26 protein-coding genes, 1 tRNA gene and 1 riboswitch are annotated in these 21,770 nt (G+C 38.9%); of the genes, 20 read left to right on the forward strand and 7 right to left on the reverse strand.

The features are described from left to right. The first annotated feature begins 16 nt into the window (after positions 1 to 16). The 4 genes from ACFS5O_RS10885 to ACFS5O_RS10900 all read left to right on the forward strand — a co-directional run bounded on the left by ACFS5O_RS10885 (position 17) and on the right by ACFS5O_RS10900 (position 4,873). Positions 17 to 208 carry a YqgQ family protein gene (locus ACFS5O_RS10885; RefSeq protein ID WP_205726844.1) on the forward strand — a complete coding sequence of 64 codons (192 nt, stop codon included), beginning with the start codon at positions 17 to 19 and terminating at the stop codon, positions 206 to 208. Between the two features lie 13 nt (positions 209 to 221). Further along, positions 222 to 1,181: an ROK family glucokinase gene (locus tag ACFS5O_RS10890; protein WP_205726843.1), complete on the forward strand. Its 960-nt coding sequence runs from the start codon at positions 222 to 224 to the stop codon at positions 1,179 to 1,181. 484 nt (positions 1,182 to 1,665) lie between these two features. Further along, a complete protein-coding gene (locus ACFS5O_RS10895) occupies positions 1,666 to 3,579 on the forward strand; it encodes an LTA synthase family protein (protein ID WP_318300242.1) in 1,914 nt (637 codons plus the stop codon). 100 nt (positions 3,580 to 3,679) lie between these two features. Then, positions 3,680 to 4,873: a M14 family metallopeptidase gene (locus ACFS5O_RS10900; RefSeq protein WP_205726842.1), complete on the forward strand. Its 1,194-nt coding sequence runs from the start codon at positions 3,680 to 3,682 to the stop codon at positions 4,871 to 4,873. 84 nt (positions 4,874 to 4,957) lie between these two features. Here the strand turns inward: ACFS5O_RS10900 and ACFS5O_RS10905 are convergent, their stop codons facing one another. Both ACFS5O_RS10905 and ACFS5O_RS10910 read right to left on the reverse strand, forming a co-directional pair. Further along, a complete protein-coding gene (locus tag ACFS5O_RS10905; RefSeq protein ID WP_066242324.1) occupies positions 4,958 to 5,143 on the reverse strand; it encodes a DUF2759 domain-containing protein in 186 nt (61 codons plus the stop codon). Positions 5,144 to 5,229: 86 nt separating this feature from the next. Then, entirely contained in the window at positions 5,230 to 5,655 is a 426-nt protein-coding gene (locus tag ACFS5O_RS10910; RefSeq protein WP_205726841.1) for a hypothetical protein, read from the reverse strand. Positions 5,656 to 5,727: 72 nt separating this feature from the next. Here ACFS5O_RS10910 and ACFS5O_RS10915 point away from each other — a divergent pair, with 72 nt between their 5' ends. Then, positions 5,728 to 6,360 carry an MBL fold metallo-hydrolase gene (locus ACFS5O_RS10915; protein ID WP_205726840.1) on the forward strand — a complete coding sequence of 211 codons (633 nt, stop codon included), beginning with the start codon at positions 5,728 to 5,730 and terminating at the stop codon, positions 6,358 to 6,360. Positions 6,361 to 6,362: 2 nt separating this feature from the next. Continuing rightward, positions 6,363 to 7,448 (forward strand): SAM-dependent methyltransferase, encoded by a 1,086-nt coding sequence (locus tag ACFS5O_RS10920; protein ID WP_205726839.1) that lies wholly within the window; start codon positions 6,363 to 6,365, stop codon positions 7,446 to 7,448. Between the two features lie 34 nt (positions 7,449 to 7,482). Here ACFS5O_RS10920 and ACFS5O_RS10925 read toward each other — a convergent pair whose 3' ends face one another. Beyond that, complete coding sequence (locus ACFS5O_RS10925) at positions 7,483 to 7,731, reverse strand: DUF2626 domain-containing protein (protein WP_066242314.1); 249 nt, start codon at positions 7,729 to 7,731, stop codon at positions 7,483 to 7,485. A 185-nt stretch (positions 7,732 to 7,916) separates the two neighbouring features. Between ACFS5O_RS10925 and ACFS5O_RS10930 the strand changes: the two genes are divergently transcribed. Further along, the gene (locus ACFS5O_RS10930) at positions 7,917 to 8,306 is read left to right on the forward strand and encodes a Spx/MgsR family RNA polymerase-binding regulatory protein (protein ID WP_205726838.1); all 390 of its coding nucleotides are present in this window, start codon (positions 7,917 to 7,919) and stop codon (positions 8,304 to 8,306) included. A gap of 38 nt (positions 8,307 to 8,344) precedes the next feature. Here the strand turns inward: ACFS5O_RS10930 and ACFS5O_RS10935 are convergent. Continuing rightward, a tRNA-Gln gene (locus ACFS5O_RS10935) sits at positions 8,345 to 8,419 on the reverse strand. A gap of 123 nt (positions 8,420 to 8,542) precedes the next feature. Here ACFS5O_RS10935 and comGA point away from each other — a divergent pair. The 9 genes from comGA to ACFS5O_RS10980 are packed head-to-tail and all read left to right on the forward strand — an operon-like array spanning position 8,543 to position 13,259. Continuing rightward, on the forward strand, positions 8,543 to 9,646 hold the full coding sequence (comGA, locus tag ACFS5O_RS10940; protein WP_205726837.1) for a competence type IV pilus ATPase ComGA: 1,104 nt from the start codon (positions 8,543 to 8,545) through the stop codon (positions 9,644 to 9,646). Continuing rightward, on the forward strand, positions 9,597 to 10,628 hold the full coding sequence (gene comGB / locus ACFS5O_RS10945) for a competence type IV pilus assembly protein ComGB (protein WP_205726836.1): 1,032 nt from the start codon (positions 9,597 to 9,599) through the stop codon (positions 10,626 to 10,628). The genes comGA and comGB overlap by 50 nt, the downstream gene beginning before the upstream one ends. Positions 10,629 to 10,639: 11 nt before the next feature. Next, positions 10,640 to 10,942, forward strand: coding sequence for a competence type IV pilus major pilin ComGC (gene comGC, locus ACFS5O_RS10950; RefSeq protein ID WP_066396114.1), 303 nt, complete (start codon positions 10,640 to 10,642; stop codon positions 10,940 to 10,942). After that, on the forward strand, positions 10,939 to 11,397 hold the full coding sequence (gene comGD / locus ACFS5O_RS10955) for a competence type IV pilus minor pilin ComGD (protein ID WP_205726835.1): 459 nt from the start codon (positions 10,939 to 10,941) through the stop codon (positions 11,395 to 11,397). Before comGC ends, comGD begins: the two co-directional genes overlap by 4 nt. After that, positions 11,381 to 11,713, forward strand: a complete 333-nt coding sequence (locus tag ACFS5O_RS10960; RefSeq protein ID WP_205726834.1) for a type II secretion system protein — start codon at positions 11,381 to 11,383, stop codon at positions 11,711 to 11,713. The genes comGD and ACFS5O_RS10960 overlap by 17 nt, the downstream gene beginning before the upstream one ends. Further along, a complete protein-coding gene (gene comGF / locus ACFS5O_RS10965) occupies positions 11,640 to 12,137 on the forward strand; it encodes a competence type IV pilus minor pilin ComGF (protein WP_205726833.1) in 498 nt (165 codons plus the stop codon). The genes ACFS5O_RS10960 and comGF overlap by 74 nt, the downstream gene beginning before the upstream one ends. Next, entirely contained in the window at positions 12,130 to 12,504 is a 375-nt protein-coding gene (locus tag ACFS5O_RS10970; RefSeq protein ID WP_205726832.1) for a competence type IV pilus minor pilin ComGG, read from the forward strand. Before comGF ends, ACFS5O_RS10970 begins: the two co-directional genes overlap by 8 nt. 2 nt (positions 12,505 to 12,506) lie before the next feature. Continuing rightward, positions 12,507 to 13,025 carry a shikimate kinase gene (locus tag ACFS5O_RS10975; RefSeq protein ID WP_205726831.1) on the forward strand — a complete coding sequence of 173 codons (519 nt, stop codon included), beginning with the start codon at positions 12,507 to 12,509 and terminating at the stop codon, positions 13,023 to 13,025. Positions 13,026 to 13,070: 45 nt separating this feature from the next. Further along, positions 13,071 to 13,259, forward strand: a complete 189-nt coding sequence (locus ACFS5O_RS10980; protein ID WP_205726830.1) for a YqzE family protein — start codon at positions 13,071 to 13,073, stop codon at positions 13,257 to 13,259. Between the two features lie 46 nt (positions 13,260 to 13,305). On the opposite strand, the gene ACFS5O_RS10985 is transcribed toward ACFS5O_RS10980, so the two are convergent. Beyond that, positions 13,306 to 14,082, reverse strand: a complete 777-nt coding sequence (locus ACFS5O_RS10985) for a YqhG family protein (RefSeq protein WP_205726829.1) — start codon at positions 14,080 to 14,082, stop codon at positions 13,306 to 13,308. Next, positions 14,051 to 15,748: a DEAD/DEAH box helicase gene (locus ACFS5O_RS10990; RefSeq protein ID WP_205726828.1), complete on the reverse strand. Its 1,698-nt coding sequence runs from the start codon at positions 15,746 to 15,748 to the stop codon at positions 14,051 to 14,053. Before ACFS5O_RS10990 ends, ACFS5O_RS10985 begins: the two co-directional genes overlap by 32 nt. Positions 15,749 to 15,865: 117 nt before the next feature. Then, positions 15,866 to 15,951: riboswitch (glycine riboswitch) on the forward strand. 176 nt (positions 15,952 to 16,127) lie between these two features. Here ACFS5O_RS10990 and gcvT point away from each other — a divergent pair. The 3 genes from gcvT to gcvPB are packed head-to-tail and all read left to right on the forward strand — an operon-like array spanning position 16,128 to position 20,053. After that, positions 16,128 to 17,228: a glycine cleavage system aminomethyltransferase GcvT gene (gene gcvT, locus ACFS5O_RS10995; protein WP_205726827.1), complete on the forward strand. Its 1,101-nt coding sequence runs from the start codon at positions 16,128 to 16,130 to the stop codon at positions 17,226 to 17,228. A gap of 21 nt (positions 17,229 to 17,249) precedes the next feature. Next, positions 17,250 to 18,614 (forward strand): aminomethyl-transferring glycine dehydrogenase subunit GcvPA, encoded by a 1,365-nt coding sequence (gene gcvPA / locus ACFS5O_RS11000; protein WP_205726826.1) that lies wholly within the window; start codon positions 17,250 to 17,252, stop codon positions 18,612 to 18,614. Beyond that, positions 18,590 to 20,053, forward strand: coding sequence for an aminomethyl-transferring glycine dehydrogenase subunit GcvPB (gene gcvPB / locus ACFS5O_RS11005; RefSeq protein ID WP_205726825.1), 1,464 nt, complete (start codon positions 18,590 to 18,592; stop codon positions 20,051 to 20,053). Before gcvPA ends, gcvPB begins: the two co-directional genes overlap by 25 nt. A 45-nt stretch (positions 20,054 to 20,098) precedes the next feature. On the opposite strand, the gene ACFS5O_RS11010 is transcribed toward gcvPB, so the two are convergent. Beyond that, the gene (locus ACFS5O_RS11010) at positions 20,099 to 20,476 is read right to left on the reverse strand and encodes a rhodanese-like domain-containing protein (RefSeq protein ID WP_066396077.1); all 378 of its coding nucleotides are present in this window, start codon (positions 20,474 to 20,476) and stop codon (positions 20,099 to 20,101) included. Positions 20,477 to 20,685: 209 nt separating this feature from the next. On the opposite strand from ACFS5O_RS11010, the gene ACFS5O_RS11015 reads away from it, so the two are divergent. Next, positions 20,686 to 21,465 (forward strand): lipoate--protein ligase family protein, encoded by a 780-nt coding sequence (locus tag ACFS5O_RS11015; protein WP_318300287.1) that lies wholly within the window; start codon positions 20,686 to 20,688, stop codon positions 21,463 to 21,465. Positions 21,466 to 21,770: the final 305 nt, after the last annotated feature.

The following is a 21,770-nucleotide window of genomic DNA, read 5'->3' on the forward strand; positions in this document are numbered from 1 at the left end:
GACATAGGTGATTATGATGAAAACAATGTATGATGTACAACAGCTATTAAAAAGGTTTGGAACCATTATATATACAGGGAACAAGATCGCTGATTTAGAATTGATCCAAGAAGAAGTAAGAGAATTATATGAACAAAAACTCATTGATGTAAACGAATTCAAGGATGCGATCATCATTATTAGAGCAGCTCACAATAAATTACAATAGAGGATGAGACAAGATGGAGAAATGGTTAGTTGGTGTTGATTTAGGTGGAACGACAATTAAAATTGCTTTTGTAACATTAGATGGTCATATTGTAGAGAAGTGGGAAATCCCTACAAATATTAGTGAAGATGGAAAGCATATCATTACAGATATAACGGAATCCATCCATACAAAGCTAAAAGACTTATCAGAACCAAAGGAAAAGCTCGAAGCAATCGGTATGGGAGCTCCAGGTTTCATTGATATGAAAACAGGATTCATCTATCACGCGGTTAATATCGGATGGAGAGATTATCCATTAAAAGAAGAGCTTGAAAAAGCAACAGGTCTTTCAGTCATTGTGGATAACGATGCTAACATCGCTGCGATCGGCGAAATGTGGCGTGGTGCAGGTGATGGTGAAGGTAACCTGCTGATGGTTACATTAGGTACTGGAGTAGGTGGCGGAATTATCGTTAATGGACATATCATGCATGGAACGAATGGTATGGCTGGTGAGATCGGTCATATTACAGCAATACCAGATGGTGGTGCTTCATGTAACTGTGGGCGTACTGGCTGTATTGAAACGATAGCTTCAGCAACAGGAATCTCGCGAATTTCAAAAGAAAAAGCTCTTAAAGATTCATCATCGTCTCTGTATAACCTATTGCAAGAGAATGGTGAGATAAAAGCTAAAGATGTTGTGACAGCTGCTGAAAAAGGAGATCAAGTGGCTATTGACACGTTGGATGAAGTAACCTTTCATTTAGGATTAGTCATAGCAAACCTTGCTAATAGCATTAATCCAGGTAAGATAGTTATTGGTGGAGGAGTCTCTAAAGCAGGTCACACACTAATGGAACGTTTAGAGCAGAAATTTAAGCACTTTGCACTCCCAAGAGTTGCTGAAGGTGCTGAAATGAAAGTAGCTACGTTAGGAAACGACGCTGGTGTAATCGGAGGAGCGTGGTTAGCGAAACACAATCGCTAATCCATTGTTATACTCTTTTTAAGAGGTTCAAAAATAAGACAGCATGTAAACGAAGCTCTTATAGGTAATTTGAAGGAACTTTTTTCGCAGAACCTCATTTAAAAATTGATTATACGGCATGTAAAGGGAAATTCTTTAAAAAAGAGATAGAAGGGGCGAACCGCTGTACGGCGGTTCGTTTTCATTTTTTTGAAACTTTTACGGATTAAGTTCGTCTAATGGTTTATGGATTAAAAAAAGGGGTAAAACTAATATAGTTTTGTTGTCCTATTTGTCAGAATCTTGAAATAGTACGTTAGGGTATTGAATTCTTGTTTGAAACCATTTAATATACTCTTTATGTAATCCTTTGGTTAAGGTTTTGTAAATATGTAAAAGATGAATTTACAAACTTGATCAATGCTTACCGGATGCAAAGAGAGACTTGTTATAAGGTTAAAAATGAAAATGAGAGTTCTTTTTGATTGAGGAGGTCAGAGAACATATGAAAGAAAAAATGAAACAAGCTTTTGCTGAGTATAGATTTTTCTTTATAGCAATCGCTTTATTATGGATTAAGACATTTATCATTTATAAAACTGCATTTGAACTGCCGATGGACAACAAAGTTCAAGAGTTGATTCTGTTTATCAACCCGATCAGTTCTATTGTTCTTTTCTTAGGTATAACCCTTTATTTTAAGGGAAGAACGCATAGAAGGATGATCGTGGCTGTCAGTGCCATCATGAGTTTTGTTATGTATGCTAATATGGTTTTCTATCGTTTCTTTAATGACTTCATTACCATTCCTGTCTTGTTTCAAACAAGCAACATGGGAGACTTAGGTAATAGTGTATTTGAATTGATTCAACCTACAGATTTATTAGTATTCATTGACATTGTCATTTTGGCTTATTTTATGAGACGAGCTGATTACCGACCTGCACGTGCTTCACGCAAGCAGATCACGATTACTTTTGCTGCTGCCATTGTTCTATTCATCGTCAATGTTGGTATCGCAGAAACTGAGAGACCACAATTGTTAACACGTACTTTTGACCGTGAGATGTTGATTAAAAACATCGGTTCATATAATTATCACATTTATGATTCCATCATTCAATCCAAAGCAAAAGCACAGCGTGCATTTGCCGATGGAAGTGAGATTACAGATATTGAGAACTATTCACGTGCAAACTATAAAGAACCCAACCCTGAAATGTTTGGTAAAGCAAAAGGTAAGAATGTTTTCGTTATTTCAGTCGAATCCACACAGAACTTTGTAATTAACGAGTCCGTGAACGGAAAAGAGATCACACCGTTTATGAATGATCTGATCAAAGACAGTTATTACTTCCCGAACTTCTATCACCAAACAGGGCAAGGTAAAACGTCGGATTCAGAGTTCTTATTAGATAATTCTCTATACCCACTTCCTAGTGGAGCGGTTTTCTTTACTCATTCACAGAACCAATACAATGCAACACCAGAAATTTTGAAAGAGCAAGGTTACTATTCATCCGTACAGCATGCGAACAACAAAAGTTTCTGGAACCGCGATATTATGTATGATAATTTTGGTTACGACCGTTATTACTCATTAAAAGATTTTGAGGTAACGCCTGAGAATTCGATCGGATGGGGCTTAAAGGATAAAGAATTCTTTAAACAATCCATTCCACATCTAAAAGAGATGCAAGCGATGAACAAGCCGTTCTATACGAAATATATCACGTTAACGAACCACTTTCCTTTCACTCTAGAAGAGGAAGATGAAATGATTCCAGAGTGGACATCGAGCGATGGAACAGTGAACCGTTACTTTACAACCGTTCGTTATACAGACGAAGCATTAAAAGAGTTTTTTGCAGATGTTAAAGAAGCGGGTCTATATGAAGATTCAATCTTTATCATGTATGGTGACCATTATGGTATTTCTGAAAACCATAACGATGCGATGGGTCAATTCTTAGGAAAAGAGATCACTCCTTTTGAATCTACTCAATTGCAAAAAGTACCTTTGATCATTCACATGCCAGGTGAAAAAGGCAAGACGATAGAAACCGTTGGTGGACAGATCGACTTGAAACCAACCATTCTTCACTTATTAGGTATTGATACGAAGGGTGACATTCAGCTTGGCTCCGACTTGTTTTCAAAAGACAGAGAAGATTTCGCTGTCCTTCGTGATAATTCTTATATCACAAAAGACAATGTGTTCACAGATGGCAAATGTTATGACAAAGCAACGGGTAAACCTGTTGAAGGTGAAAACAATGCTTGTGAGCCATACAGTGAACGCGCTAAGACTGAGCTTGATATGTCTGACAGAATCATTTATGGAGACTTATTAAGATTCTACGATAAAGATAAAGCAAAAGATAAAGCTGTTAAGCAAGAAGAAAAACAAAAACAGTAAGCTCAAAAAGCACTCAACTTCGGTTGAGTGCTTTTTTTCTGCATAACTGCTTTGTGCAAACATACATCTTTAAGAGGAAGGTTTAAAGGGAGGGCTCTGTTTGGAAATTGTCATGCGTAACGGCGATTCGTTCTGGTATTACTCACGTCTATTATCTATCCCTTACGTGTTGATTAAGGACTCAAATCCTAACGTAACAGCAACGAACATGCTTGCAGGGGAGAGCGTTAAGATCCCCGGAATGTCGTTAGAAAAATATAAGATCAAAAATGGTGACACGTTTTTTTCAATAGCAGATAAATTTGATATTCCTCTTGATGCCTTATATCTAGTTAACCCTACAATAAAACCGAAGGAAATATTTACGAAGGACATCATCAATATTCCTAGAGAGTTGCCCTATCCATCGATCAAATGTCAGAGAAAGTACAATACGGCTGCACTCAATCATGATGTGGATAAACTTCTTCATGTCTATCCATTCATAAAAAAACAGGAGATCGGTAAATCTGTTCTCGGCAAACCTATAGATATGCTTATAATAGGAAATGGAAAAAAGAAAGTGCACATCAATGGGTCGTTTCATGGAAACGAATGGATTACTTCAGGAATCCTGATGAAGTTTATTAATGAGTATGCAGCTGCACTTTCAGCAGATAAAGTTGTGAATGGATATAAAGCTGCGGACCTATATAGGGATACTACACTTTACGCCGTACCAATGGTCGATCCAGATGGAGTCGATCTCGTTTTGAATGGTCCTCCAGAAAATTCTGAGTGGAAAGAGCTTGTCTTAAAATTAAATAAAGGAAGCAAAGATTTCTCAGGATGGAAAGCGAATATTCGAGGGGTAGACCTTAATAATCAGTTTCCTGCAAGATGGGAGCTTGAGCAAGTAAGAAAACCAACATCTCCTGCTCCTAGAGATTACCCTGGCACCGCTCCATTAAGTGAACCTGAAGCAAGAGTGATGGCAGAGATTACAGAAAAGCACCAATTCGACCGAGTGGTAGCTCTTCATACACAGGGTAAAGAATTATACTGGGGTTTCGAAGGAGAAGAACCTATGCCGATATCAGGAGAGATCGCTGATGAATTTGCGAGGGTGAGCGGATATAAAGCGATCAGGTATGTGGATAGTTATGCGGGCTACAAAGATTGGTTCATTCAAGAATACAGGAGACCAGGATTCACGATCGAGCTCGGAATAGGAGTGAACCCGCTTCCACTAAAACAGTTCGATACGATCTATGAAGATACAAGAGGAATTCTGTTAGCGTCTCTATATATGTAATGGATCAGAACACTTAACATGTTAGGTTGTTCTAAAGAAAGAAAAAACCATCAGAAATGGAATTCTGATGGTTTTTAGAGCTTTTTAATGGCCTGTAGAGCCGCCGCTGCCTACTAAAACGTCCAGAACAGTCATGACTGTAAACCAGCCAAAAACTGCAAACGTTAAAAAGGCAAAACCTGCTGCCATTAAATTTTTAATTTTTAACGAACGCAATAATCCCAATGCAGCTAAAATAGCTACTAAGCCGAATATAATGGCTAATCCCATTATTCTGTGCCCCCTTGCTCTGGAGTAATACCAATCCTATGTATAACGCTTTCACACAGGTATAACCTTGTATTATTTTACTTGTTTTATTCTGGTTTGTCGAGTGCACATTGGAACAAAATGAACTCAATTGTTAGTTTATAGGCAGAAGCCCACTTTTTAACAAGGGGTCTATGCTGATTTCCAACGACCAAAAAACGTTGTTCTTTCTCTATGAATTCAGCAATTAATTCTTCTTCTGCCTGAAGCAAAAACATATTTTTTTCTTGCTCATTTCCTTCTTTGATATAAAAGACACATATCATATCAAGGTAAAGATAAGTTTGATCTGAGTCCGATGTAAATCCATAATCCTCAAATAAAAGCGTCTTTCTTAAAGGTAGGATGGAAAGTAAGGGGATGGCTTCAAGAAAATTTTCACGCTTAGGTGTAATCATCAAATCTTCTTGTTGATCATGCACACAGATGGGGATGGGCATTTCCATATTTTCGAAACCGAAAAATACTTTCATGTGTTTCCTCCGAAATGTTAATGTTTTTAGTGTAAGATAGAAAGTAATAACTTGCAATTGGAGGCTTATACTATGAAATGGAAAAAGTTAACGGTGGGACCTGTACAAGAGAATACATATATTATCTATAATAATCATAATGAAGCTATAGTCATCGATCCTGGCAGTGAAGGAAAAAGAATCATACAAACCATAAAATCTTTAAAAGTGACCCCTTTAGCCGTATTATTAACGCATACTCATTTTGATCATATCGGAGCTGTAGATGATGTACGTGAAAGATATAACATTCCGTTATATGTACATAAAAAAGAAGCGGATTGGCTGAGTGACACAAAAAAGAATGGATCAAAATATTTTGGACAAAGCATTACGGCAAAGCCAGCAACTCATATTTTAACGAATGCAGATCATACCTTGAAGATCGGCAATTTTTCATTTGAGGTCTTAACAACTCCTGGTCATTCTCCGGGAAGTGTCTCTTATTATTTAAAAAGTAGTGGAGCAGTTTTTTCAGGTGATGCTTTATTTGCAGGCAGCATTGGAAGAACAGACCTGCATGGTGGGGATCAAGGTGTATTGATCAATAGTATTCATGAAAAACTACTTAACCTACCAGAAGAAACGATGGTGTTATCAGGTCATGGGCCTGAGACAACTATTGGAATGGAAATGGACTCGAATCCATTCTTAAGCGGGTTCTAATCGTGTCTAACACGAGTTTGCTACAAAAGAAATTGGCACAGAGTAAATGGCTAACGATGGAAGAGTACATGGAGCATGCTCTGTATCATCCGATAGAGGGCTATTACATGAAAGAGAACACGAAAATCGGAAAGAACGGTGATTTTTATACAGCTAGCTTTGTGTCAGATGTATTTGCTAAGGTGTGGGCTGACTTATTCATAAGAACGATAGCGGATCAGAACCTTCAGCCAATCGTTGTGGAGTTTGGAGGAGGAAGCGGTCACTTTTCTCAGCAAATTCTAGAGAGTTGGTCTTCGCAATCAGTCGAACATATATCATATGTCATTGTAGAACCTAGTCCTTATCATAGATGTTTATTAGTGGCAAAGTTGGCTTTGTATCCTATTAGCATTTTAGGTTCATTGGATGAACTCATTGAGCAATACCCATCATTCAAAGGAATTGTCTTTGCAAATGAAGTACTTGATGCGTTTCCGCTTCGTATTTTCCAACAAAAAAATGATGGATGGTATGAAAAAGGAGTCTCTCTTCAAAAAAAGACTAAAGATCTTTGTTTTCTTTATAAGAAAGTAGAGAATATTTCTTTACAAAAGATGTTAGATGAAATTTTTCTTTCTAGAGATAAAACAAATGATCTTGAAGTGTCCTTTTCCATGCTCACTTGGCTAAAAACCATTTATGAATGGATTCAAAAAGATTCTTGCTTATTTTTTGTCGATTACGGATTAATGGGCGAAGAGTGGAACACTGTACGTTTAAAAGAAGGTAGTATTAGGGGCTATTATCGTCATCAGATACAAAATAATCCATTAACATTTCCCGGGATGATGGATATTACGTACCACATTGATTGGGAACAAGTAATAAGCGTAGCAAAGGACTCAAATGTTTCTACAATTCACGTAAAAAATCAAGGAGATTTCTTATTAGAAGAAGGACTATTATCATGGTTACAGGATACACAGAGTCTCGATCCGTTCTCAAAAGAACATAAAAGAAACCGAGCCATTCGTTCATTTCTACTCGATTACAGTTTAGCAAATGGATTTCAAGTCATACAACAAAAAAAGCAGACCGTATTGTAACGGCCTGCTTTTTCGTGATGCTTCGAAGAACTTATTAGTGTCCTCCACCAGCGCCAGGAGTCATCATAAACGTTGACCAGTATGTAAAACCAACAAAGAAAACAGTTAAATAAGCACCAAAGATATAAATATACATACGCTCAGATAAGTTCAAATACCCTAAAGAAACGAACATGATCGTTTGTCCTAAGAACAATAATGCCATGTCTTGCATATCACCTAGATAAGCCATGACTCCGATGATTCCAGTCCAAAAGCCTAAAACCTTATACATTCTTGACATATGTATCCCCTCCTTTTTTCGCCAATTCTTGTATCCTTTAGTATTATATATGAGTTTCCACTCACTTGTAAATGCCAATTGTAAGCGGATAAATACACAAATAAAAGATAATTCATGATAATTAGTTGTTTTTTGGTTTATTATGCCTGTTTTAAAGGTAATGTAAACCAAAAGGAGTGAGTCTTATGAGTTCAATAACATTTTACACATACCCAAGCTGCACTTCGTGTCGTAAGGCAAAAATGTGGCTTAAGCAAAATAAAGTATCATTTGATGAAAGACACCTATTCAAAGATACGCCATCAGTTGAAGAACTTAGAGAATTATTGAAACTTACAAAGTATGGAACAGAAGATATCTTGGCTAAAAGAAGTCAGTCATTCAAGTCCCTTGATGTAGATATTTATGATCTTTCTACGAACGAGTTATTAGAGTTATTGACTAAAAACCCAAAATTGTTGAAACGTCCATTAGTGACAGATGGTAAACAGCTTATAGCCGGTTATAGTCCTGGCGATATGAAAAAATTATGTACAACAAAAGAAAAAGAACACATTTCTAGTCATGTGTCCTGAACATAGCACTCTTTACTTCTAAAGAGTGTTATTTTTTTTGGCTGGGCTAGCTGGATTCGAACCAACGCATGACGGAGTCAAAGTCCGTTGCCTTACCGCTTGGCTATAGCCCAATGTAACAATACTAGTATGAGCTCTGTCGAAATTTATATACATAACTTTTTCGAAAAAATGCAGGAATTGTCGTTTTATGAGAGAAATGATTAAACAATCAAATAAAAGGGAGATGATAGTACTTGCCGATTAAGTTGTTAGGCAATTCAATCCTTCATGAAGCATCAGTCCAAAAAGCATCAGACATTCATTTTATACCGATAAAAAAAGGGGGGATCGTTCAATTTCGTATAGATGACCGGCTGATTGAACACCGAACTCTATCTCAAGAAGAGTACATCAGGGTGCTCGCTCATTTTAAATATTCCGCAAGAATGGACATAGGCGAACATCGAAAGCCGCAGAGCGGTTCAATGGACGTTATGATCAATAATGTAAATGTACATCTTCGTTTTTCATCCATACCATCCGCCTTTAATGAATCACTCGTTATTCGATTACTTCCTCAGCAAGAAACATTAACTCTCCATGAACTATCCCTTTTTCCTCACATGTTCCAGAAACTTCTATCTCTTATTAAACGATCCAGTGGTCTCTTATTGTTCTCTGGTCCGACCGGATCGGGAAAAACGACCATCTTATACTCTCTGCTTCATCACCTGCAAAAAAACTATAAACGACAAGTTGTCACACTGGAAGATCCCGTAGAACGTAAAGTAGACTCCTTTCTGCAGATGGAGATCAATGAAAAAGCAGGTCTCACATACGGTGAGGGTTTTAAATCACTCTTGCGGCATGACCCTGATGTCATCATGATTGGTGAGATCAGAGACGAATCAACAGCGAGGCTCGTTATTCGAGCATCATTGACAGGACACCTGGTGTTATCTACGATGCATGCTGCAGATTGTATCGGATGTATCGAACGTCTCAAAGAATTTGGCATTCAAGAAACAGAACTGCAACAAACATTGATGGGCATCGTATCTCAGCGTCTGATCTCCATACCATGTCCTTTTTGTGGAGACGAATGCGTCGATTTTTGTTTTAAGTTCAGAACGTATAGAAGAGCAGGGATCTATGAGATGCTTTGTAATCAAGAATTATTATCTTCTCTAAGTAAAGTTCCGTACAAGTATAATTACAAGAATCTCTCATTTTACTTTAATCATGCCTTTGCAGCAGGATATGTAACAAAAGAGAGCTATGAGAGATGGATGGGAGGAGAAACAAAAAGTGAGAAGAAGGGGCTGGAAACGGGCTTCTCAAGGGACATTTCTTTATAAGCTTGGTTTTTTGTTAGATCAAGGCTATACCATAAACAAGAGCATTGAACTAGTCCGATCACAGCTTCCAGAAAAACGGCGAGAAGTAGCAGATAACATGCTTGAGATCCTAGCTTCAGGTCATTCTGTTATCGAGATCTTTTCCCCATTACAATTGCCAAATGAAATAGTAAGTTCTTTATCAATAAACAGTGCGAATGGCAACTTGACAAAAAGTCTTATGGAGAACGGAATTTTTATGAAGAAAAAAGCGGATTGGCGTGCACGTTTGAATAAAGCCATAAGATATCCTCTTTTCTTGCTATTCCTCACTATTTGGATCGGGATCGTATTTTATCAATTCTTATTTCCTCAGTTTTTTATCCTATTTTCATCATTGGATGTCAAAACCCCTTTGTTTACAACATGGATGCTTACATGTTTAGGAATCATGCCACTTATTGGGGGGTGCTTTCTCACTTTGGGCATCACATTATGGATTGTTGTAATCATTATGAAAAAGAAAGCTAAGCCTTCTACTCAGATGGACCTACTCATGAGAATCCCCATCTTAAAACAATTTCTTGTGTTGATGAACACGCACTTCTTTAGTGTAAATTTCGGCTCGATGCTGCAAAGCGGTTTATCTTTATCGGATGCACTCCTTGTTATGGAAAAACATTTAAACAAAGGTTTTTATAAGGAGGAAAGTCAGAGGCTTCAGAAAGGTCTTTTAAATGGAGACGAACTAACTGACCTTTTATTAGCAAGATCATATTTCACCACTGAATTAGCTGAGATTGTTCGCTTTGGTTTAGCGCATGGAGAACTCGGCAGAGAGTTAATTTCTTATGGTGAGTGGATCTTTAAGGAATTAGAAGAAAAAATCTATTCATCTCTGCAAAAAATTCAACCCATCCTTTTTGCAGGAATAGGACTGTTTGTATTATTAATGTTTGCCTCTATGTTATTGCCTATGTTTAAACTTATGGAGGCTCTATAAGGAGGAAGGATATGAAAAATGAAAAAGGATTCACATTGATTGAAATGATGATCGTTCTTTTGATCATCTCAGTGTTGATGCTTATCGCCCTGCCGAGTATGACGAAGAACAATAGTCTTGTAAAATCGTTAGGCTGTGAAGCGACTATTGATCTTGTGCAGGGACAAGTGGGAGCATATGAGGCAGAAAAAAACACGCTTCCTACGATAGAAGAACTGAAAGATGGCGGATATATTGATACGGTAACATGTCCTGACAAAAAGCCTTTGCTGATCGATAGTAAAGGAGTCGTTTCTGTGAGCGATGACGAGTGAATGAAGAGTTAGAGGATATAAAGAAACAGCAATCAGGGTTTAGTTTGATCGAGATGTTGATTGTACTTTTGATCATTGCCACGATCAGTGCTGTTGCGTACCCTTCGTATGATCGTTTTAGAAAGAATCGAGAGACTGAATATTTTATTCGGACATTTCAAAAAGACATCGTTCACATGCAGCATAAAGCAGTGAATGAGAACCGGATCTATAACTTATCGATTGATAATGAAGGACATTTATACGAAGTGCGAGGGAACGGCAATAAAGAACCTGTAAAAAAGAGTTTCCCAAAGCATATCTGGTTTGAGAGCTATTCGATGTTATTATCTGTTCAATTTAATCAGAATGGTAATATTAGCCGTGCAGGGACTCTTTATATTCACTCTTCTACTGCTTCGTATAAGATGGTGTTTCAACTTGGTAAAGGTAAATTTTATGTTACAAAACAATAATGGCTACTTACTGTTAGAGGCAATGTTCGGTGTTTTGTTGATCTCAATTATACTTTCAGTCTGTTTACCTTTTATCTATATCTCCTATCAAGAACAAAGAACTTCAGAACAACTTCTATATGCGATGACAGAAGCAGACCATGCAGCTCGAATGAGAAATATGTCAAAGCTAATGCCAGATGAGCGGGAGTGGATAGATGACGGTATAAAGTATCAGCTATTGACAAGAAAAGGTGGGACGGATGAATACGAAACTTGTATATCGTTCAGGGGTTCTAACCAAAAAGAGTATACAACATGTGCGAGTTCGTTCTAGAGTCACCTTCAAAAATAATGGGTACACGCTCGTTGAATCAATGATTGCTCTTGGTGTATTGATTGTAACGTCGTTCGTGATCACACTATTGTTTACGCATCTACAAAAACAACCACAATCCGTTCAGTCGGAAGAAACAGCATTGTTTTTTTCTATGATTGGAAAAGAAATAAGAGAAGCAGCGACTGTTGAGGTAAGAAACAACGCTTTATTCATTACATTATCTACCGGTGAATTGGTCAGTTTCACACGTTATCATTCTCTGATACGAAAACAAGTTAATGGATTAGGTCATGAAGTATGGGTTCAAAATATTCAAGATATGAAAATAGAAGAAATTGAGAATAATTATGTTTATGTCACGCTGACGGATCAGGATGGTAAAAAAGCTCGTCGTAGTTATAGGAGGATTCATCATGAATGAGAGAGGAATGGTCTATCCCCTCATCCTATCGCTTTGCTTTATCACTTTGATCTTCTTTAGTTTTCTAACAGAAAAAGTAGCATCTGAACGACAGTTTGTTTTTATGCAAGAAGAACAACTTAGGCAAGTTCGATTGATTCAGCAAGGTGTAGATCGAGCTCTTGTTTGGGTAGAAGATCTCTCCGTTTATCCGGCAGAACGAAGAGTAAACGTTAGAGAAGGAATACTAAAGGTCGTATTTACGAAAATATCTGGTGACGAAGTGATGTTTACGATTGAAGTTGTTACTACTCGACAGTCTACAAAAAAGGTAAAAGTGTATTATAATGTAACCCAGAAAAGCGTTACAAAATGGGTGGAGGGTTAAAATTGAACACCATATATTTAGTCGGTTTCATGGGTTGTGGTAAAACATCTGTAGGAAGAGAGCTCTCAAAACGTTTAGAGGTTCCTCCATATGATGTTGATTCAACAGTTGAAAAAGAACGAGGACAAACCATAAAAGAAATATTTAAAAATGAAGGAGAAGAGGCGTTTCGTAATTACGAGTCTCTTGCCATTCGACAGCTGCCCGTACAACATGCTGTTGTGATGACGGGGGGCGGTGCGGTCGTAAGAGAAGAAAACTTAACGTATATGAAGAACAATGGCATTGTCATCTATTTAAAGACGAGCTTTCGGGTTTTATGGAAGAGGCTGATGAAAGAAGAAGAGAGAAACAAGAGGCCGATCCTGTTAACATCCTCAAAAGAAGAAGTTCAGAAACTCTTTAACGAGAGAAGTTCATATTATGAAAAAAGTGACATTGAGATCGTCACAGATCAATTAACGACTGAAGAAGTATGCGTCCAAATTTTAGATGAGTTAAGCCGTTTAAACAAAGGATAATTGGCCAAAACTAAAAAGTGATTGCTTTTAAAAGGAGTTTTGCCAATGGCCGCAGGATCAGATGTTATTAAGTTTCTCACACAGAGAGTCGTTAAATATTTGGATGAGCCAAAATCAGTAAGAAAGGAAAGGCGTATCACAAAAAAGAATGAGCGAGAGCCTTTACTTACTTATCTATTTGGAGTTGTTCCGATGGGACTCGGTCTAATGTTCCGAAGAAAGAGAAAGAAATAAGGCTGGAAAAAGGAAGGGCCGGGATACAGTTCCCAGCTCTTATTTTTTATGCCAGATAGAAGAGCCCTCCATTTATGATCTCTACAATAATCTGTGGTTCATATTGAGTACGAAGTGCTTCTTTTTCAATGTGATAAGCTTCAGGTTTCGTAAGGGAATCTTCATAAAAACTCTCTAATAACTCAAGATCTTCATTCCATCTTTTTTTAGCATCCTCGGCCCACGTGTGATCGTCTCTATCGATGACTTCCTGTATTTTATTTTCCAATCTTTTTATCGCACTCTGAGGCTTAATAAAAGGAGAGAGGGTGTAACAAAAATCAGGTATTCTCTTCGTTAACAGCATCTTTTGAAGACGTTGATGAAATTGATCTTCAATCGTCCCGTTGATCAGTTGTATCCCATATGAAAGGACTTGATCTTTCTTTTGATCACACTGATACGTGACTTTAACATTTAAACAAAGCCAAGGCTGCAGCGGTACTTGGGCTCCTTGCTGTGGAACTGATTCATACAGTCGAATGAAAGAGGCAAGCATCTTGGTCGACCCGAAGATCTGATGAAGCCGTGGTGAACCAAAGTGGATAAATTCACCTTTTCCATCAGGAGCTTGTTGTTGCCCCGTTACTAAAGTCAACGTCATCGGATTCGGGGTTCCTCCCGTTTTTTCGAGATAGTGCCAGTAGAACGGACGATTCATTAAAACTTTATCGAGTTCAGTAGTCAGTTGAACTTTCATATAACTAAAGTTTTTCTCTTGAATTCTACATTCGTTTGCATCAAAATAGCGCTCAAGAAAGCGATGAATCTCGTGCTGCTGCATGCTCTTCCCACCCTTTCTGCTTGATACCGCCATCAAGATTGATCAAGGAAGCTAGATTATCCATCTTTACCCGGATCTCACCCTCACTCTCAGAGGTATTCATGATGTCCGCGATGTGGCGTTCAATGTTCTTGATTTCAAATTTCGTTAAGATTTCATCGAGTTCCCCAATGACACTCTCAAATAGGTTGATCTTGTTATACAGCAAGTTTAAGATGTGCTCTTCAATCGTATTCTGAGTGGCGAAGTTATAGATATGAACGTCACCTTGCTGACCGATGCGGTGGATACGTCCGATCCGCTGCTCGATCCTCATCGGGTTCCATGGGAGATCATAATTGATGATATGCTGACAGAACTGCAGGTTTATTCCTTCACCACCAGCTTCTGTTGCGATCAACACTTGTGCTCGTGTTCGAAAGAGGTGAGTCATCCAGTCCTTCTTGCTTCGCTTGAATCCCCCTCTGAACGGTACAGAAGAGATGCCATGTTGTTGTAAAAACCATTGCAGATACAGTTGAGTCGCGCGGTATTCTGTGAAAATGATGACCTTGGAATCAATGGATTGAATCAGCTCTAACGCTTTTAATGCTTTAGAATTTTGATCGACGAGTTCAATTTTTTTCATCAATTCTAAGACTCGTTGTTCCATTAAAGAGTTTGATACATCTTTTTGAAGCATATTCTTTAATGTTAGAAAAACGGCTTCACGCGAACTGCAAGCTTCTCGCTGCAGGGTGACGATTGAAAATTTGCTTCGGTCAAAATAAGAGTCTTTTTTTAGTTGAGAGATTTCATCATATAGGTCACGTTCTGTTTTTGATAATGTGATAGGAATGGTCTGAACAAGGCGTTTCGGCCATTTTAGACCAGTCTCTTCTCGTCGATTACGAACCATCACCTTATTTACGAGCTGCTTAAGCTTTTCTTCATTTTTAAGGGAATACTTATCTTCTTTATAATCTTTGTCAAAGTTCTCTCGGTTACCTAGATGGCCGGGCTTTAATAGAGATACAAGATTAAAAATCTCCTCAACTCTGTTTTGAACCGGAGTAGCAGTTAAAAGTAAGCAGAACTTCTTTTTTAATAACTGTACAAATTCATAGTTTTTTGTTTTCTTATTCTTTAGTTTGTGCGCTTCATCGATAATCACAAGATCATAGTCTTGATTAAGAACGATGTCGCGATGAGGTGCTCGTTTTGCTGTATCAATAGAGGATACGACTACATCGCATTGTTCCCAAACATAGGCTTTTTTCTGAGCGATTGCTGGAATAAAGAACTTTTGATTCAACTCGTTCGTCCATTGAATAACGAGTGAAGCAGGAACAAGGATCAATATCTTCTTAGCGAGTCGGCGTATCATGTACTCTTTTAGGATCAATCCAGCTTCGATCGTTTTTCCAAGCCCTACTTCATCTGCCAAGATTGCTTTTCCGTTCATCTGTTCAATAACGGTAGTCGCAACGTCCAGCTGATGAGGCAAAAAAGTCATCTGTGGAAGGTGATCTGGAGCTTGAAGACCGAGAAAATCAGGAATTGCTAAGTGGTGTTCGGCTTCAAGAGCTAAGTTATATAATTCCCAATTGGCCCAAGGTCCATCTTCTTCCACACGCTTTAAAAAGTCATCATGCCATTCTCGCTGAAACTGAACGTCGATTTTCATAACGGATTTCCTTTCTTTAAAAAAGTTCGTTGCCATTCCTTTTGTAAAAATGATAGGATAATAATGTAGTAAACATAGTAATAGTATGTGCGACCTTGGACAATAACATACTCGCGAATGAAAGTAAGAGGAGAGACTGCGTTAGCGGCGCCGAAGGAGCAAACAATTGTGAAACTCTCAGGCAAAAAGACTCTTGCTAGACGCATCTCTGGAGAGTGCTTTTTAATAGATGAAAGCCACCAACGAAGAAACTCAAGTCTATTCACTTGAGAAACTTACAGGTTGCAGGACAGAGGATCCCATTTTTAAGGGGTCTTTCTGTCTTTTTTTTGTCCAAAAAAGTCCGAAAATTTTTAAGTATGAAAAAGGAGGAATTCACATGGCTACATTGTTACGAACACCGTTATTTGAGACATACAAAGAACATGGTGGAAAAGTAATTGATTTTGGTGGTTGGGAGTTGCCTGTTCAGTTCTCAAGTATTAAAGAGGAACACGAAGCGGTTAGAACGAAAGCCGGTCTATTCGATGTCTCTCACATGGGAGAATTTGATGTTCGAGGACCAAATGCCCTATCGTTTCTACAATATACAATGACTAATGATGTTTCGAAACTTCAGAACGGCCAAGCGCAATATACGGCTATGTGCTATGAAAACGGTGGTACAGTAGATGATCTTTTAATCTATAAAAGAGATGAAAACGATTACTTACTTGTTGTGAATGCCTCAAATATTGAAAAAGATTTCGAATGGCTGATGAGCAAGAAGCCTGAAGGTGTAGAACTTGTGAATGTGTCTCCTGAATATGCACAGCTTGCGATTCAAGGACCAAAAGCAGAATCGATCTTACAAAAGCTTACAGATACCAATCTTTCTGAGATCGGATTCTTCCGTTTTAAAGAAGATGTTTCTCTAGCTGGCATATCCGCTCTTGTGTCCCGAACAGGCTACACAGGAGAAGATGGTTTTGAGATTTACTTAAAGACGGAACATGCTGAAAAACTGTGGAGATCTGTTCTAGAAGCAGGCCAAGAAGATGGATTGCTTCCTGCAGGACTTGGAGCGCGTGACACGTTACGCTTTGAAGCGAAGCTTGCTCTATATGGTCAAGAACTTACAAAAGAAATTACGCCGATAGAAGCGGGGATTGGATTCGCTGTAAAAACAGATAAAGAAGCAGATTTTATTGGGAAAGAAATATTAGCTGATCAAAAGAAGAATGGCGCACCACGTAAACTAGTTGGTATCGAGATGATCGATAAAGGAATTCCACGGTCCCATTACGAGGTGTTTAAAGGTGAAGTGAAGATCGGAGAAGTTACTACGGGAACACAATCACCAACTTTGAAGAAGAACCTAGGTCTTGCTCTACTCGAAAAGGATTTCACGGAGCTTGGAACAGAGGTAGAAGTACAGATTCGTCAAAAACGATTAAAAGCAAAAGTAGTTGCTTCACCATTTTATAAACGAGGAAAATAAGACATTTAAGGGGGAGAAACCATGACGTTCCGCTATTTGCCGATGACTGATCAAGACAAAAAGGAAATGCTTGAAACGATTGGAATCGAAACGACAGAAGATCTTTTTCAGGATATTCCTGAAGAAGTTCGGTTTAAAGGACGCTTACAGATCGAGGAAGCTTTGTCAGAACCTCAACTAGTTAAAGAGATGGGCCGCTTAGCAGCATTAAACAAAAATACAAAAGATCATGCGTCCTTCTTAGGAGCGGGTGTTTACGATCACTACACACCATCGATCGTCAATCATATGCTACTTCGTTCAGAGTTCTACACCGCTTATACGCCATATCAGCCTGAGATCTCTCAAGGTGAACTTCAAGCGATCTTTGAGTTCCAAACGATGATCTGTGAGCTTACCGGTATGGATGTTGCGAACTCTTCTATGTACGATGGTGGAACAGCACTTGCTGAAGCTGGATTATTATCAGCAGCTCAAACGCGAAGAAAGAAAATCGTTGTATCAAAGTCCGTACACCCAGAATCTCGTGCTGTTCTACACACTTATGCTAAAGGACAGCATCTTGAAGTAGTTGAAGTAGACACGGATAACGGTATGACATCCGTGGATTCATTGCGTGCTGAAGTGGATGAAGAGACAGCTTGTGTGATCGTTCAATATCCTAACTTCTTCGGTCAGATCGAACCTTTAAAAGAAATAGAAGAGATCGTGCATAACGTTAAAGGAATGTTCGTTGTTTCTTCGAATCCTTTAGCACTTGGCGCACTGACGCCTCCTGGCAAGTTTGGTGCCGATATTGTAGTCGGTGATGCACAGCCGTTCGGGATCGCACAAGGATTTGGCGGACCACACTGTGGATATTTTGCCGTAACAACAAAATTGATGCGTAAAGTTCCGGGCCGTTTAGTAGGTCAAACCGTTGATGAAGACGGAAAACGCGGATTCGTTCTTACCCTCCAAGCAAGAGAGCAGCATATCAGACGTGATAAAGCGACGAGTAACATCTGTTCGAACCAAGCCCTTAACGCACTTGCAGCTTCCATTGCCATGACAGCACTCGGAAAACAAGGTGTGAAAGAAGTAGCACACCAAAACATACAAAAAGCGCATTATGCGAAAAAAGTTCTTGAAGAGAAAGGATTCAAGATAGCATTCACTGGACCTTTCTTTAACGAGTTTGTTATCGAGTTAAAGTGTACAGCTAAAGAAGTGAACAGAAAACTATTAGAATCTGGCATCATCGGCGGTTATGATTTAGGTCTTTCGTATTCAGAACTTAAGAACCATATGCTTTTAGCGGTTACGGAAATGAGAACAAAAGAAGAAATCGATCAGCTTGCAAATGTATTGGAGGGATTAGCATGCGTACAGAACATCAGTCATTAATTTTTGAATTGTCTAAACCAGGTCGAGTAGGGTACAGCATCCCTGAACTTGACGTTCCAGAGATTAACGTAGAATCTATCATCCCTTCCGATTATTTGCGTACAGAAGAAGCGGATCTTCCTGAAGTGTCAGAGCTTCAGATCGTTCGTCATTACACAGCCTTATCCAATCGTAACCATGGTGTGGATTCTGGTTTCTATCCACTCGGATCATGTACGATGAAATACAATCCGAAGATTAATGAAGATGTAGCACGTTTCCCTGGGTTTGCACACATCCACCCTCTTCAAGATGAAGATACGGTTCAAGGTGCGATGGAGATGATGTACCGCTTGCAAACATCACTTGCTGAGATCACAGGTATGGATGAAGTTACGCTTCAACCAGCTGCGGGTGCACATGGTGAATGGACAGGACTTATGATGATTCGTGCTTACCATGAAGCAAATGGTGACTTTAATCGTACAAAAGTAATCGTTCCTGATTCAGCACACGGAACCAATCCTGCGTCTGCAACGGTTGCAGGTTTTGAATCGATCACAGTGAAATCTGATGAGCGCGGTCTAGTTGATCTAGAAGATTTGAAACGAGTAGTCGATCAAGATGTGGCCGCTCTTATGCTTACAAATCCAAATACGCTTGGTCTTTTTGAAGAGCATATATTAGAAATGGCAAAAATCGTCCATGAAGCTGGCGGAAAGCTGTACTATGACGGAGCGAACGCAAATGCGATATTAGGCTTTGCTAGACCTGGAGACATGGGCTTTGACGTCGTTCACTTGAATCTTCATAAAACGTTCACAGGGCCACACGGTGGTGGTGGACCAGGATCAGGACCAGTTGGGGTTAAGGCAGATCTGATTCCATTCTTGCCAAAACCAGTTCTTGTTAAAGAAGATGATCTTTATAAATTCGAATACGATCGCCCGCAATCGATCGGACGCGTGAAGCCTTTTTATGGTAACTTCGGCATTAACGTACGTGCCTTTACGTATATCATGACGATGGGTCCAGACGGCTTGCACCAGGTATCAGAGAACGCCGTATTAAACGCGAACTACATGATGCGCCGACTTGAGCCTCATTTCGATCTTCCGTTTACACAACACTGTAAACATGAGTTCGTATTATCAGGACGTCGTCAAAAGAAACTTGGCGTGAGAACACTTGATATCGCAAAACGTCTCCTAGACTTTGGCTATCACCCGCCAACGATCTACTTCCCGTTAAGTGTCGAAGAAGCGATCATGATCGAGCCGACAGAAACGGAATCAAAAGAAACACTGGATGAATTTATCGAGAAGATGATTCAGATTTCAAAGGAAGCTGAAGAAACACCTGAATTGGTACAAGAAGCTCCTCATACTACCGTTGTTAAACGACTGGATGAAGCGACAGCTGCAAGAAAGCCCATCTTAAAATATACAAAACAAGTTTAAACAAAAAAGCAGCTCAGGAAAATTCTCCTGAGCTGCTTTTGAATGTTAGTTTGATTTTACACGGCCTGTCCATTTGCGGAAGCCGCCATTTAGGTGATGAAGTTGACCATATTTTTTCTTCTTTAGAAAATTGGCTGCACGAGCACTTCTGAATCCACTCTCACAATATAGATAAACAGGCTGATCGCTGCGCACTTCTTTTAATCTCTGTCTCATTTGAGAAAGAGGGATATTACGTGCTCCTAAGATATGTCCCTTTTTAAACTCTTCAGGTTCACGAACATCGATCAATTGAGCTTTTCGATATCCTGCTTTAAACTCTTCCTCGTTTAACGTCGTTAGAAATCTCTTCTGATAAAGCCCCATACCGATTACATACGCCAATAATGCTACTACAATACCTGCTAAAACTATCCATCCCATAACGCTTGCACTCCTTTAAACAATCTACCCCAATTATAGCGGTGCGCGGCTCTATAGGCAAAAGAAAAATCTGACTTTGAGCGATTGTTTTGACACACTCGCCGAATTTGGTACACTAGTTACGAATGAATGGCAGGGAGACGAAAAACGTGGAAAAAAAAGAAAACTGGTATTATATCGATTCTGGAAATTGCGAACCTGCAATTAATATGGCAATGGACGAAGCATTGCTAACTTGGCACAGTGAAGGAAAGATTCCACCTGTTATTCGCTTTTACGGATGGAATCCAGCAACCTTATCGATTGGCTACTTTCAAAAAGTAGAGAAAGAGATTAACCTTGATGCCGTAAAGAAATACGGACTAGGTTTCGTAAGACGTCCAACGGGAGGGCGCGGAGTTCTTCATGATCAAGAACTCACGTATAGCGTCATCGTATCGGAATCACACAAAGATATGCCACAAAGCGTGACAGAAGCGTATCGGGTGATCTCTGAAGGGATTAAAGAAGGATTTCAAGGCTTAGGCCTCGATGCATACTTTGCTGTTCCGAAAACAGAAGAAGAGCGTGAAGGATTGAAGAATCCTCGATCAGCAGTTTGTTTTGACGCTCCATCGTGGTATGAATTAGTCGTAGAAGGAAGAAAAGTAGCAGGAAGTGCTCAAACAAGGCAGAAGGGTGTTATTCTTCAACACGGTTCTATTCTTCTGGACTTAGATGAAGACAAACTGTTTGATCTGTTTAAGTATTCTAGCGACAGATTACGAGAAAGAATGCAAACTGCATTTAAGAAAAAAGCTGTAGCAGTGAACGCATTACTAGATGTTCCTGTTACGATCGATGACGCGAAGACTGCCTTTAAAAAAGGATTTGAGGACGGTTTGAACGTTAATCTTTTACCATATACACTTACAGAAGATCAGTGGGCAGAGGTCGAACATATAGCCGAGACTCGTTATCGCAACGACGATTGGACGTTCAGGCGTTAATAGAAAAAAATCGAAATCTCAAAAAGAGATCTCGATTTTTTATTTTTGCTCTATAAAGATCAGAAAAAAGATGTCAAGATATTAATTTTTTTTGGAAAAAAGCAGGAATTTTTGAAAACCACGTGTTTGTACGGCTTTTCAAAACTACCAAATTATACAAATCTAGAATAAAGCCAATTCATTAATAAAATCATCATAAATATACAAGATTCATGGAATTGCTGTAAAATACTCATGATTTTAAGTTTGACAATATTTTTTCTTTGACATGAGGTTTACGTATATATAGTATAAGGGTAGAACTT

It is taken from the genome of Fictibacillus nanhaiensis (assembly GCF_042686385.1).
GTDB lineage: Bacteria > Bacillota > Bacilli > Bacillales > Fictibacillaceae > Fictibacillus > Fictibacillus nanhaiensis.